The organism is Microcoleus sp. B7-D4, from assembly GCF_036705125.1.
GTDB lineage: Bacteria > Cyanobacteriota > Cyanobacteriia > Cyanobacteriales > Microcoleaceae > Microcoleus.
Window position 1 is genome coordinate 81,089 of sequence record NZ_JAUBTT010000019.1, and the last position, 13,379, is coordinate 94,467.

15 protein-coding genes are annotated in these 13,379 nt (G+C 46.8%); 8 read left to right on the plus strand and 7 right to left on the minus strand.

What is annotated here, in order from left to right:
* Positions 1-118: 118 nt before the first annotated feature.
* Positions 119-2,167: a hypothetical protein gene (locus tag QUB12_RS10425; protein ID WP_333141687.1), complete on the plus strand. Its 2,049-nt coding sequence runs from the start codon at positions 119-121 to the stop codon at positions 2,165-2,167.
* Positions 2,168-2,631: 464 nt separating this feature from the next.
* On the opposite strand, the gene QUB12_RS10430 is transcribed toward QUB12_RS10425, so the two are convergent.
* Complete coding sequence (locus QUB12_RS10430; RefSeq protein WP_333300324.1) at positions 2,632-3,111, minus strand: anti-sigma regulatory factor; 480 nt, start codon at positions 3,109-3,111, stop codon at positions 2,632-2,634.
* A gap of 432 nt (positions 3,112-3,543) precedes the next feature.
* Between QUB12_RS10430 and QUB12_RS10435 the strand changes: the two genes are divergently transcribed.
* Complete coding sequence (locus QUB12_RS10435; protein WP_333147618.1) at positions 3,544-4,680, plus strand: SpoIIE family protein phosphatase; 1,137 nt, start codon at positions 3,544-3,546, stop codon at positions 4,678-4,680.
* A 56-nt stretch (positions 4,681-4,736) separates the two neighbouring features.
* On the opposite strand, the gene QUB12_RS10440 is transcribed toward QUB12_RS10435, so the two are convergent.
* From QUB12_RS10440 to QUB12_RS10455, 4 genes are all read right to left on the minus strand, one after another.
* Positions 4,737-5,063 (minus strand): STAS domain-containing protein, encoded by a 327-nt coding sequence (locus tag QUB12_RS10440; RefSeq protein ID WP_333147638.1) that lies wholly within the window; start codon positions 5,061-5,063, stop codon positions 4,737-4,739.
* Between the two features lie 239 nt (positions 5,064-5,302).
* Positions 5,303-6,007: a helix-turn-helix domain-containing protein gene (locus QUB12_RS10445; RefSeq protein WP_333147620.1), complete on the minus strand. Its 705-nt coding sequence runs from the start codon at positions 6,005-6,007 to the stop codon at positions 5,303-5,305.
* A gap of 44 nt (positions 6,008-6,051) precedes the next feature.
* A complete protein-coding gene (gene dps, locus QUB12_RS10450) occupies positions 6,052-6,600 on the minus strand; it encodes a DNA starvation/stationary phase protection protein Dps (protein ID WP_333147622.1) in 549 nt (182 codons plus the stop codon).
* Positions 6,601-6,670: 70 nt separating this feature from the next.
* Positions 6,671-6,931 carry a ParB N-terminal domain-containing protein gene (locus QUB12_RS10455; RefSeq protein ID WP_190733544.1) on the minus strand — a complete coding sequence of 87 codons (261 nt, stop codon included), beginning with the start codon at positions 6,929-6,931 and terminating at the stop codon, positions 6,671-6,673.
* Positions 6,932-7,549: 618 nt separating this feature from the next.
* Here QUB12_RS10455 and iscB point away from each other — a divergent pair.
* The 3 genes from iscB to QUB12_RS10470 all read left to right on the plus strand — a co-directional run bounded on the left by iscB (position 7,550) and on the right by QUB12_RS10470 (position 10,047).
* Complete coding sequence (gene iscB, locus QUB12_RS10460) at positions 7,550-8,836, plus strand: RNA-guided endonuclease IscB (protein ID WP_333147626.1); 1,287 nt, start codon at positions 7,550-7,552, stop codon at positions 8,834-8,836.
* A gap of 72 nt (positions 8,837-8,908) precedes the next feature.
* A complete protein-coding gene (locus tag QUB12_RS10465; protein WP_333147628.1) occupies positions 8,909-9,379 on the plus strand; it encodes a type I restriction enzyme HsdR N-terminal domain-containing protein in 471 nt (156 codons plus the stop codon).
* Positions 9,376-10,047: a hypothetical protein gene (locus QUB12_RS10470; protein WP_333147630.1), complete on the plus strand. Its 672-nt coding sequence runs from the start codon at positions 9,376-9,378 to the stop codon at positions 10,045-10,047. The genes QUB12_RS10465 and QUB12_RS10470 overlap by 4 nt, the downstream gene beginning before the upstream one ends.
* A 76-nt stretch (positions 10,048-10,123) precedes the next feature.
* Here the strand turns inward: QUB12_RS10470 and QUB12_RS37555 are convergent, their stop codons facing one another.
* Together QUB12_RS37555 and QUB12_RS10475 are read right to left on the minus strand one after the other, a co-directional pair.
* A complete protein-coding gene (locus QUB12_RS37555) occupies positions 10,124-10,210 on the minus strand; it encodes a hypothetical protein (RefSeq protein WP_445252015.1) in 87 nt (28 codons plus the stop codon).
* Positions 10,173-10,631: a DUF1345 domain-containing protein gene (locus QUB12_RS10475; protein WP_333147639.1), complete on the minus strand. Its 459-nt coding sequence runs from the start codon at positions 10,629-10,631 to the stop codon at positions 10,173-10,175. Before QUB12_RS10475 ends, QUB12_RS37555 begins: the two co-directional genes overlap by 38 nt.
* A 369-nt stretch (positions 10,632-11,000) precedes the next feature.
* Between QUB12_RS10475 and QUB12_RS10480 the strand changes: the two genes are divergently transcribed.
* The 3 genes from QUB12_RS10480 (at position 11,001) to QUB12_RS10490 (ending at position 13,103) form a co-directional block, all read left to right on the plus strand.
* Positions 11,001-11,255 carry a hypothetical protein gene (locus QUB12_RS10480; protein WP_333147632.1) on the plus strand — a complete coding sequence of 85 codons (255 nt, stop codon included), beginning with the start codon at positions 11,001-11,003 and terminating at the stop codon, positions 11,253-11,255.
* 82 nt (positions 11,256-11,337) lie between these two features.
* Positions 11,338-12,411: an Hpt domain-containing protein gene (locus QUB12_RS10485; RefSeq protein WP_333147634.1), complete on the plus strand. Its 1,074-nt coding sequence runs from the start codon at positions 11,338-11,340 to the stop codon at positions 12,409-12,411.
* A 227-nt stretch (positions 12,412-12,638) separates the two neighbouring features.
* On the plus strand, positions 12,639-13,103 hold the full coding sequence (locus QUB12_RS10490; RefSeq protein ID WP_333147636.1) for a Fur family transcriptional regulator: 465 nt from the start codon (positions 12,639-12,641) through the stop codon (positions 13,101-13,103).
* Positions 13,104-13,379: the final 276 nt, after the last annotated feature.

Genomic DNA, 13,379 nt, shown 5'->3' on the forward strand with positions numbered 1-13,379 from the left:
TGCCCCATCTACTGACCCCGATTACATTATTCCATCTCGAAGCGCTCCAAGCGTTTCCGACCTTCCACAAGCCACCCCTTTATCAGAAACACCCAACTGGTCTACTTCTGCTACAAAATTGGAACCCTCATCCCAAAATTTACCCTCTGAACCTCAACCCACAAAACCCCAGTCAACTAATAATCCTAACGGATTACCCCAACCTTCTGTGCCATCTACTGACCCCGATTACATTATTCCACCTCGAATCGCGCCCGACGAAAAACTTAGCCCCTTCACGACTACTTTACCTCTCAATGACATTCCCATCAGCCATCTAACTGAATGGGAGTTTAGTGGTTTCCATACTTTTGCTGACACCACAGACAGCGATATTTTTTTTAATGGCACTCTCAAACTTAACAGTCGAGTCAGTGAAAGTTTAAGCCGAAATAATATTTATAGAGTAGACCAAAAAGGCACTTATTTTCAACTGCGGACTGTTCCCCTAGAACGAACAATTACAACGACAACTACCGCACCCCAAACCATGACGGGGTTAGAAATTCAAATGAGTTTAACGGGGGCTTGTATTTTTCCCAATACTCCCAGTGACCAACAATGTACTTATACCCCAGGTTTAGCGATAGATCGCAATAGTATAGATCCCGAATTTTTCGTACCTACCCGCGTCTTTCAAACGTCTCAGGTTGGGGAGGTTCTCAAACCAGAAACTTTGGCTTTTATGCAGCTTCCAGGCTTTCAAGGGGGAACCAGCAGTCAACCGATTGGTGTCGATTTTTATTTTCCCAATTCGGGTGCTTATCCGGGAAACAGCCAATCCCAAAAAACAAAAGTTGAGAGAAAAGAAGAAGTTGACTATACGATTGCAGGTACTGTTTCCCGTGTTCGTCAAGTTGTTAAAGCCAATGATCGAGAAGCCGTTTTAGGACGGACTATTCGAGGCTTTACTCTCTTTGTTGATGATGAAAATCGCTGGCTCAATACGGCAATTCAAGCGGGGGCGCAAATTTTACCCGATGTCATTCCTGACCTAGAAGGCAGTAAAAATCCAGTTAATACTAATATCAACCGCAACTTATTTTTAGCGGCTAATAATACTCGTTTACCCAGCAGTAGTTTTACGATATATTCCGCCGGACTCGGACGGGCAGAAAGTTTAACGCCTAATGTCACCAGCTTAAGTCAAGTTCCTAGAGCGAATTATAATAGCCTTTGGCTCGGTCTTTCTCCCGTGATCGATCGCAATATTGAAGATGGTCGAACCTTTTATGATCCAACAGGGCCACAAGTCACCCTTGTAGGTGCTGGTGGAGAAGGTGGAGCAAATAGCAATGTACAGTTATTCTCAGCAGTTAACCAAAATCAGTATTCTACGGCCAATTTGCAGAATTTTTATGCCCAAGTTTATTTAAGCTTTTTACAGCAAGATGTCAACTTTGTTAGAGAAAGTATCTATCGGGAAGAAAGCTCTTACTATCCTCATCTCAGCTTTACCGGAAACTGGACAGGAGTCGAAGATATCCTGCGATACTATACGGGTGTGATTGCTTCAGAAAATCCCAAACTCTACGTCGGTGCTGATTACACGAGAAACACGCTAAACAATTGGAGTTTTCGGGGCGGTGCAATTGGTTATCTCAACCCCGATCGCGATTATTACAGCCAACTTTGGGGGAGTGTAGCCAAAACCTTTCCCTTCAGTAGGCAGGCCAATTTAACCTTATCAACTGGCTTTAATTATGCTCTCGATCGAGAAACAAGAATTGGTGATGTACTTAGTATTTCACCAGCTAGTGAAGTTGCCGTTAGCGCTCGCGTAAATTGGGGAATTTTTTCTCTGGGTTTGACCAACTATTTTGGTGATATCCTACCCAATTCCTACGACGATCGCTTACTGGCTGAGTTAACCATCCGTCCTCTAAGCACTCTCACTCTGTCTGGTTATATCGCCCCCATCGATAAAAACTCAACTCGCTCTCTCTACGGTGCTAGTGTAAGTTGGCAACTGGAAAATAACTACAACAGTCCTACCCTATCCCTGAATTGGCAAAATAACCAATATGATTATGGCGATGATGTTTTGGGGAATCGTTTATTATTGAATGATAATGTTTTTACGATCCTTTTTCGGATTGGTTCTCCAGCTAATCCGCTCTCTCGTTAATCTTACTCAGATTAGAAGCCAACTAATTTGCTAAAATAAAAAATCAGACTTCTGCCTCATCCCCGCCTGTGAACCGTTTGAGAAAATCTAAGGAATGAGAATTAAATAACTTCCACTCTTGAAAGTGGGATGGGCGTCCCGCCCGTCTTTTTTGGACGGGCGGGACGCCCATCCCACAATAACAATTAAAATTGTAAGTTATTTAATTCGCGATCCTAAGCCAATAGGGACTCTCACCGAGATTACCTCCTTTGCGAGTTAATCTGCTTCGGACGGCAGTGCCATAATATTTTAGGGTAATAAGTACGGAAGAACCGGAAATACCGATGCTATGGGAACTGCCAGTATCTAGCGAAGCAGTCAAATCAAAAGATCATAAGCTGCGTAGCCGCTTAAGAGTCACCCTGGGTTCTGAGGGAAGGGTTGAGGCTACCCTCAACCCTTACCCGCTAAAAATATTAGTGTTATTTTCGAGCGTCGATACAGGGCGAATAATTTTTGACCATCGACAAACAGTTCCGTCCATCAGCCATTCTCTCGTAACTAATACTGTCTGCGATGTCTTTGATCAATTTTAGGCCCCGCCCGCCCGGAGAGTGAACATCGACTTTTTCCGAAATATCTTGGATTTTTTTCTCTAAATCAAACGGATCGCCCGAGTCCCAAATTTTAATCTCTAAAGATTCAGCGAATACCGCCACCTGAATCTCCACAGGCAAATCCGCTGGTTTGCCCTTGTGGGCGTGACGCACCGCATTCGTAAAGCCCTCAGCCAAAGCCAACTGACACCTGATCCACACACTTGTAGGAATTCGCGAGTCGTACAATTGTGCAAACCACGACAAAACCCAGCTTAATCCATTCAGACCTGTATTGACTTGAAGATCCGCTTTTTTTAGCATCGGCAACTTTTCGGAACCCTTTAATTCAATCACGCTCACCACACAAGTTCTTCATCGGCCCGTGGGCAAAATACAACGAGACAAAATACAACCAGATAAAATACAACGAGACAAAGTATAACGGCGGCAAAATTGAATGGTAGTTTGAGGATACTAGCTTTGGTGGGCCGTCGATCGATGTCTAATCCACTAATCGGTTAGCCACTATACCATAAATAGCATTTTCATGTCAACCAGCGCCTGTGGGAAATAAAAGTCTATAAAAATTTATATTCTGAGTATAAACTGAGTGAAGTTCGATCGCGCCAAATTTCTATCAAATTTTAACGTAAATTGAACTCAACGACCCGCCCTCAAAAGCAATTACCTCGAAAGCGATGTCAATCAACTATACTCAATCTCAGACAAGGGCGCTGACAGGATATATTTTAAATGACCCCCAGACCTTGAAAAACTTGTAGTACCTAAGTGCCCATGTTTCAAATTCTGGTTATTGACGATGATACGGCTGTTCAAGAACTGCTGAGAAGAACCCTGAAAAAACAGGGTTACGAAGTAACAGTAGCAAGCAATGGCGAAGACGGTGTAGCCCAGGCGCAAAAATTGCGTCCGGCCCTGATAATTTGCGATTGGATCATGCCGCGCTTGACCGGCATCGATGTCTGCCGTCGAGTTAAGGCAGATCCGGATCTGTCAACTACACAATTCTTTTTGTTGACTTCTTTGGGTTCGATCGCCGATCGAGTCAAAGGGCTCGACGCAGGTGCCGACGATTTTATCTCCAAGCCGATCGAACTCAACGAGTTACAGGCGAGAGTACGCGCGGGATTGAGGCTGCACCAACTCAGCCGAGATTTGAAAATAGCCAAGCAAAGTCTGGAAGCCGAGTTAGCCGAGGCCGCCGAGTACGTGCAATCGCTGCTGCCAGATCCGATGACGGAACCTATCAGCATCGAAGCAAAATTCATTCCCTCCCGGCAGTTGGGGGGAGATTGCTTCGACTACAACTGGCTAGATGCCGATTATTTGGCGATTTACTTGCTAGACGTAGCCGGTCACGGTTTGCGGGCGGCGCTGCCTTCGGTGGCCGTGCTGAATTTGCTGCGATCGCGCACGCTCCCAAACATAGACTACTACAAACCCAGCGACGTTTTGCGCGCCCTGAACACCACCTTCCAGATGAGCTACCAAAATGACAAGTATTTCACCATCTGGTACGGCGTTTACAACCGCATTTCTCGCCAGCTAGTTTATGCCAGCGCCGGCCATCCACCAGCCGTCTTGATTTCCCAGTCCCCTGCGAGCACCGCTAAAATCCAGCGATTAAAAACCCCCGGAATGCCGGTCGGGATGTTCCCCGACGCCCCCTATGTCGATAATTGCTGCGATGTCGAGGATTTGAGCACTCTCTACATCTTTAGCGACGGGGTATACGAGATCCACCAACCTGACGGCAATATCTGGGGGCTTGACCCTTTCATCGACCTGTTAGCAGCTTACAACGGTGCAAGTGCCGACCAGTTAGAGCTGGTTTTGAACTACATTCAAAAGTTGAACGCTAAAGCAGTTTTTGATGATGATTGGTCTTTACTCAAGGTAAACTTTGGCTAGCTGACTTCTTGCATTGCATCTGCGACCAAATAGCAAGAAGGCAGCAGCCCAAAGATTTAGTTAGTTGAGAGAATTTTGCTATTAAAAGCATCGCGGTTCTGAAATATCTCGAAAACTCGATCCATACTGGTGAGTTCAAATAAGATGCGGATTTGCTCGTTGATAGAACAGACAACTAATTGACTCCCAGCGGCCCGGACTGTTTTGAGTGCCAAGACTAAAGCGCCCAAACCAGAACTATCCATAAATGTCACATCAGTGAAGTCTATCAATACCACATCAGCTCCCGCTTCCACTAGGTCGCTAATCTCTTGGCGGAATTGACTTGCCTTGGTGCCGTCTAAAATGCCAGAGGGCTGAATAATTTTAACTACAGGACTCATATTTTGCGGTGGGAATGTCAGAATTTCTAGCCAGACTAGGCTAGTATAGCTGCGAGATGGACTCCGATCCAAATAAGAGAGTGGGAAAGCGCCAGAGCCTGAGAGCGGGAGAATAGTTTTGAGTGCAAAAGATGGTGTTCGTCGCGGATCGTAACGCCGATCGCAGTCGCAGCGCTTCGCCGGGAGTGAATTTTGAGATAGGGACAATCTTTGTTCTGCCGAATGCCTTCTGGTATTAATCAAACTGGGCTAACTTTGGCGCGGTAGAGCAGTTTTTCGCCTTGTCTGTAGCCTGTGTAGCGGACTTTGACGGGTTCTCCGGGCTCGGCTGTTCCTTCCATGAGCTGATGCTCTTGGGGGTTGTAGGGAATCTGGACTCCGACTGGGGCGATCGACTCCACTCCCCAATGCTCCAATAACTGCTCGACGGGCCGCAGCAAGGGCAGTAGTTTCTGAGCCCGCAAGTTGTGATTTTCCTGAGCTTTGCTCGCAGCCGTCGGCCACTGCAACATCCAAGATTCTAAAATTTGCACGCTAGATAGCTGGAATTCCTGCATCAAAGATTCTCGCTGCTGTTCGATCGAAGCTTGCAGGCGCTGATATTCTTGTTCTAGGGCTGTCGGTGGTGCCTTTTCTAACTCTACATAGTTTGGCGCCAAGGTTGCGAGCAGTTCGGGTAAGGAAATTTGCAAAGCTTGACTAATTTTGAGCAGGATGTCGGCTCGGGTTTGCAAAGCTAAACCGCGACGCAGGCGACTTAGCTGGATCTCGGAAACTCCTGCTTTTTGGCTGAGTTCTCGATCGCTCGAAAGCCCCGCCTGTTCCATCAGGCGTTGCAGTTGAAGAGCATAATCTGGAATATTGGCAGTCACGAAAAACTCATCCAAATTAATAAATGGACATATTCTCGATCGTAAACTGTCACGAGCCTTAAGGAAATACATCTGTGGGGCGGGCTCGGGCGCCCACCCCACAACTGTTTTTGTGGCTATTTGACGGCAACTTTTTCGGGGGCGGCTGTTGCAGTTGTCGCAGAACCTTGCAAATGCGCTTCTAGGAACCACAAACGCTTGTCAATTGTCCGCGAAATTTCGGTGTAGAGATCCGCTGTATCGGCGTCGCCGAGTTCGTCTGCTTTGCCGATGGCGACTCGCAGGTGTTGGGCGTAGGGCGCGTAGCGATCGGCCAAAGCCGTCACATATTCTTTCCCGTCTAAAATGTCGAAAGGAAACTCTGGCAGGATGGAATCTGCGGCTGCTGTGCGGACTGTTCCTACAGCCAAACCGCCCAAAGCTGTGACCCGTTCGGCAACCAAATCGATGTATTCTTCGAGTTCTGTTGCCATTTCGTCAAACAGCAAGTGCAACTGGTAGAAGTCCATGCCTTTAACGTTCCAGTGAGCTTGCTTAACTTGAGTTTTTAAGTCCAGAGTCGTTGCCAGCGTGGCGTTGAGCAGCCCGACTACTTGAGAGCGGGTGGCTGCTGACATATCGATGCGGGTAGGGTAAAGATGTTGTTTGTGGTTGTTGGTAGTCATAGGTTTTTAGCTTGTTATTAGTGATGGTCGATCGAATATCTTTGCCTGTCGTGAATTTCTGTTGAGAGGCTCAGGCTAGGTGCATCTGCAACACGGCACGGGGAGCTCGGCGTACTTTACAGCGGATAGTTTCTAAACCGAGACGCTGGCAAGCTTCGTAGCGGTGGCAGCCGGAAAATCCGTAATACTGTCCATCTACTTCTAGCACGTCGATGGGTTCGTTTAAACCTACCTCGCGGATGGATTCCATGAGGGCGGCGACTTTGGTTTGGTCGTTGACTCGCGGCAGGGGGCGGCGAATCTGGTTGAGGGGTATTTCTTCGATCCTCATGGCGTTGGTCTGTTTTGCTTCTTGTTAAATCATACTCGTAATGACTTCGTTTTAGCAATAAAAATGTCAGGAAATTTTGAGATTGGCAGAAGGGGGGCGTGCGATCGCCCGTTTGCTGTAGTGTCGGGGAATGGAGGGCGATCGAATGCGAGTGGGAGAATCAGCATGAAAATTTCTGTCTCATCAACTGGGTAGCTCAATTGATTATCCGTGTCTTGACATTCTCATCAACTGGGTAGCTCAATTGATTATCCGTGTCTTGACATTTGAATGCGGTAATTTGAATCCCCTCAAGTTATAATTTTGTTAGGCTTTGCCTAGGACAATTGTTAATTTACTGCATAACAAATAAATTCGCTGCGATATAATGCCGTAAACTACCCGCCGCTAATTCGGAGTACCGAATCTAGCGGGGGCTTTTAAGAGAAGCCCAGAGTTTACCCGACTAAGTACCTTGTGTACTTCGTTTTAGAAGCCATCACACCTACGGATACGAAGCCAGTCTGTAGCTCTGTGGTCAACGATTAAACAGACATATCGGGTCGAAGTCAGTGTCGTTGACGCGACAAACTTCTAAAACATTGTCAAGGCTAACATTACCCGCAAGGAGACTCACTCGTGAGTAAAGTTTTCGTTCTGGACACCAACAAACAGCCTCTCAATCCTATTCATCCAGGTAGAGCGAGAATGCTGTTAGCTCAAGGGAAAGCTGCTGTACTTCGCAGCTATCCCTTCACACTAATACTGAAAGAGGAGGTGTTAAATTCTCAAGTTGAACCACTGCAAATAAAGATCGATCCGGGTGCCAAGACCACTGGAATAGCGCTGGTCAACGATACCACAGGCGAAGTTGTTTGGATAGCTGAACTACAACATCGTGGCTTCCAAATTCGGGATGCTTTAACTTCACGCCGTCAATTACGACGGTCACGCCGTAACCGTAAGACGCGATATCGCAAACCACGCTTTCTCAACCGCACTCGACTAAAGGGTTGGCTACCACCCTCTTTAAACAGTCGCGTTGCTAATATTTTGACTTGGGTTAAACGACTATCTGCACTGTGTCGAATTACTGCCATTTCTCAAGAATTGGTCAGATTTGACACACAACAGATGGAAAGCTCCGAAATTAGCGGGGTTGGTTATCAACAAGGAACTTTAGCCGGATACGAAATTCGTGAGTTTCTTCTTTCCAAGTTGAACAGAACTTGTGCTTACTGCGGTGTAAAAGAGACCCGACTTGAGATTGAACATATTCAACCTCGGTCAAAAGGAGGTTCAAACCGAGTCAGCAACCTGTGTTTAGCCTGTGTCCCTTGTAATCAGAAAAAGGGTAATCAGGATATCAAAGACTTTCTCAAAGGTAAACCTGACTTGCTCAAACGAATCTTGGCACAAGCTAAAAAACCCTTGGCTGATACGGCAGCCGTTAATGCGACCCGATGGAATCTGTACGAAAACCTTAAAAAAACAGGCTTACCTGTTGAAGTTGGCACAGGGGGTCGCACAAAGTACAACCGCACGATTCGAGGTTTAGACAAGACGCATTACTGGGACGCGGCTTGCGTGGGAGCATCTACTCCAGAACGGTTAATCACAAAGGTCGTCAAGCCCTTACTGATTGCCGCTAAAGGGCATGGAACCCGTCAGCAATGCCGCACAGACAAGTTTGGTTTTCCAGTTCGTTATTGTTCTAGAACCAAATTCCACAAAGGTTTTCAGACAGGTGACATTGTAAAAGCCAATGTTACCTCTGGGAAGAAGGTTGGGACTTACGTGGGTCGAGTAGCTACTCGTGCCACTGGAAGTTTCAACATCTCAACAACCGATGGGCTAGTTCAAGGAATTAGTCACAAATACTGCATACACATTCACAAAAAGGATGGCTACGCTTATGTTGCCTAGACCCCGCCCCCCTTTTCCTCCCACCACCAATCTGGGTACAGATATGGTGGGGGTTTCCAAGGGGGAAGAAAGATGATAAAAACATTCCAATATCCCGATATTATTGTGACCAGTCAAGATGGCGAATATCTAATGCTTGTTGAGGTAAAATTCAAACACATCAGTATCGCTAAAAGTGCTATTGAACAGCTTAAACATACTATGGCATCTATTGGTTGTTCAGTTGGACTTGTCGTAGCTGGTGAGCGTGTGATTCTCCTCCGCGACTCCTTAGAAAAGTATAATGGTGAGTCAATTTATGTAGTTGGTGAAGCGCAACTTCCAGATTCTTTGCTACCACCTGCAGATGAGCAATGGAAGGGAAACCCTGCGAGTGAGTTTGAATCGCGAGTTCAGCGATGGCTTGAGAAACTGAAGCTGACTGCCAGTATGGACAACTTCCCAAATGACTTAAGAAACCTACTTGGCGAACAAATAATCAGCCTTCTCCGAATTGGCGAAGTGAGGGCTGCTGGCCCTAGATGGAGTAAGAGTGCAAAGTGAAACCCAAAGCAGTTTTAGTGGAAACAAATTGGGTAGTGGATGTTATTGCTCCAGCACACTTGCAAAGTCCACAGGCTATTCAGTTGCTCCAACGTGCTCAGGCTGGTGAGTTTAAGTTATATGTGCCTGCAATATGCCTTACAGAAGCACGTGAAACCGTACCTCGAAGGTTTTCCCCACGCTCTCGCTCTGATGATTTACGCAAATTTGTGAGATGGGCAACAGATGAAGGTCGAGTGACCGCTGAGGATGCGGATGCAGCACGTCGGGTATTTGCTCTATTTGATGGATTAGTGGCAAATGAACTGACGAAAGTTTCAGAACGATTGAATGACTTAGCGAACCATCCTAGTCTCAACGTCTTTCCGCTTTCAGAGCCAATGCTGGAGCGCCAAATATCTATCGGTGCAATGGATGATCTCTCCCTTAAACCCTATGACTTAGCTGTTTTGGCGGCTGTGATAGTTAAATCTGAAGAATTACAGGCAGAGGGGCATCCCTGGGTTGGTTTCTGTGAGCTAGACTCCGATCTTCAACCGTGGGACAAATCCGGTGCCCGGAAACGTGTTCTTAGCGATCTCTACGATGATGTCCGAATATTCGTGTACGCAAACTTCCTACTAGAAGATGTAAGTGAGCTTCCCGATGGTTGGACTACTTCAATTTAGCAATTACCACCTAACTATTATTAGGATGAAAGTTTCCGCATCATACTCTAAATCATACCACTGCTACTTAATCCTCTCAACTCAATCCAGCAATAATATTGACGCTCATAGCCAGAATAGCGGTGTTAAAAAAGAACGACAGCACGCTGTGAAAAAGGACCAGATACCTCGTGGAACGAGAAGTGCTCTGCACGTCTGCAACGCCGGCAAGTCATGCCAATACCAAAGGAGAAATATAAAAAATCTTTGTAATCTGCTTCCTCGTCGCCCGGAAAATCCAAACCCTCCGCCTGTAAGTAACTGCCGTGCTGCTTGCTGCGGTTTTTGTAGTAGCTGCGGGCATAGTGCATCGTGAAGATAGTGTGTACCTGCATCCAAGACCCAACAATTGTTAGGACAGAAAGCCCCAAGTGCAGAAATAGCAAATTCGGCAACAGGCCTTTGGGATCGCGCAGCAAAAAGAAGATGGCTAACAAGCTAGCACAAGCCGCTGCCACGATCGTACTTAAGATTGTTAAGTGGCCAGCATCCAACTGCTGAGCGTGGTGGCGCATCAATTCGGGAGTGCCTTGCAGCATCAGCATCCAAGTCAAAATCAGGAAACTGACGGCGCCCGCGTTCCAAATGCACAGCGTCCGAGTCAGGGGAGATAGTCAGGTGGCAGCAACACAGCAACTGCCATAGCAAAGAGAAAAGACACAAACAGGCGGTGCCGGACGCTCCAGACCCAGTGCATTTTACATTGGGAAACATTTTTCACAGTAATCTAGTGTAATTTACGCACAGTAAGGGTTAGAGAATCCCAACTACTGCTATCTTGGCAGGAAATCCCAAAAAGTAACTATGAATTGGCAACACGCAGCACAGGCAGAATTTTTCATGCCTTTCGATAGATCGATCGACCTCAACGTTCTAGGTAGAGTGGGAGAAAAGATAAATTGTGGCTTGAAATTATGGCATCCTCCCAACCCCTCAAAGGCCTTGAATTGATCGACTGCGCCAAAGCTAACGCCCAACAAGGAATCGCCACAGCCGCGAAGCTCTGCGGCTACGGAAGCGACCTCAACACCTTCGAGCGGGAACTGAAACAGGCTTGCCAAGACATCGGCGTCGAAGTCAAGGAGTTAAACGACTTGATTACGACTCAGCAGATGATGAAACAAGGAATGGGTATTGAAGTCGCTCCAGATACTCCCTCAGAACTCTAGGCTCAATCTCCACCGCAGCAGTTTGAGAGCTAAGATTGCCCTCACACCCGTATTTTGAGTCTGCTAGCTGAGGCAGGCTAGAATGTTTTGCATGGGAGCTTCCGACTTTTGGCAGGAGTCGTGTTTCCTCCCGCGAAGAGGGTGCTTTCTGGAGGGTGCACAGATTGTTAGGAGGACTGTCGTGTCAGATCAGCAAGACCGAATTATGCGTTTGTTTATAGAGGAGGCTAAGGAGCACCTCGATACTCTAGAAAATGGTTTAGTGGATTTAAAGTCCACGATGAAAGACCCCGAAAGCGTCCAAGAGATGTTTCGAGCCGCCCATTCCGTGAAAGGAGGGGCGGCTATGCTTGGCTTAGATAGTATTAAAACAACCGCTCACCGCTTGGAAGATTGTTTTAAGGTGCTCAAGGACGGGCCCGTCAAGCAGGTTGACCAAACGGCAGAATCCCTATTTTTAAAGGGAGTTGATACGCTTAAGGACTTGCTGGGGCGACTGGAGGGGCCTTTCGGCTTGAGGAATGAGGAGGGAGAAAAACTTGTGCAGCAGGTGATGCCTGTTTTTGCTCAACTCGAAACTCACCTCGATAAATTGGCGTCGGGCAAAGTGCAGGCGGTTGCTGCTGGGTCTGGTGCGCCCGCCGCTCCAACAGCGGGCGCTGTGCCGCCCAATTTTGCTGTTGAAGTCATGACTTTACTCAAAGAAATGTTGCAGGTGTTCAAGCAGAAAGAATCGGCTGCTAGTCGCTCTGAGTTGACGGCTGTGTGCGTTCGCCTCTATAAGTTGGGAGGTAAAATTGAGACTTGGCAAAATTTAGTAAAAACAGCTAGAGCTGCGATCGTTAATCCCAAAAACTCTTATAAAATCTTAGCTCCGTTGATTATCAAAGAACTCAAGGAAGCTGGCGATTTAGTACAAGTGGGGAAAGTCAAGACGATCGTTCCGAGTAAAAATTTGCTACTTTTGGCAGCAAGCCCAAAACCAGCAGAGGCAAGCCCCCCAGCCGTTCCAGCAGCCCCAGCAGCAGCCTCGAAGCAAGTAGCACTTCCAGCCGAACCGAAGGCGGTAGTCAAGCTTTTGCTCAAAACTTTCAACAAAAAGCAACTCTCGGAAATCGCCAAGTTATTGGTTAACGCCATCAAATCCTCGAACTAGGAGTTTTGGCAGTAGAAGATAGAATCAAAGCAATATTTCTGAGGGGGATAATTGTCTGGGGGTGCTGGCAGCCGGAGTTGAGCAGCAACTAGAAAAAATTCACTCACTCGATATTTTTGCCTTCTACCTTCTACTGTTGGGCAACCCTGCGTTAGAATTAGTGGATATGTAGGCGTGCAATATTGTACCAGAATAAAAAATCGAGCAGGCTTTATAAGGCGGTAGCTGTGAAACCAATTAGTTCATTAGAAGATGCTTTAAACCGCTGTCAGGCGATGGGAATGCGCTTGAGCCGCCAGCGTCGATTTATTCTAGAACTTTTGTGGGAGGCAAAAGAACACCTCTCGGCTCGCGAAATTTACGATCGCCTCAACAAACAAGCGCATTCGATCGGGCATACTTCTGTGTATCAAAATCTAGAAGCTTTGTCGAAAGCAGGGATTATTGAGTGCATAGAACGCTCGGAGGGACGCTTGTACGGCAATGTCAGCGACTCTCACTCTCACGTCAATTGTCTTGATACGGCTCAGATTCTCGACGTTCATGTGGAACTGCCGATCGACTTGATCGAGCTAATCCAAGAGCAAACGGGTGTCAAAATTGTAGACTACCGGATAGATTTCTACGGATATCGATCTGCCGAGTCCGCCACGCAAGCATCGAGTGTCAGCGATACGCCACAGGCTTCGTAACTGATAAAGCAGCGGCTGTTGGACGCAAAACCGATATTTGTACAAGGTCGATCGGTGGTATAAAATGATTTAAGTATTTAGCTGGGTTCGATCGGTTTTTTTTGCCGTTGCGCGCCGGAATTCGGCACAGTAGAAAAAAACAGAAAACAGAAAAATGAAACTCGATCGGCAAGTTTGGCGATCGGGAATAAAATTTACGACTAAGGATCGCGAATTAAATAACTTACAATTTTAATTGTTATTGTGGGATGGGCGTCCCGCCCGTCCTTTTTGGAC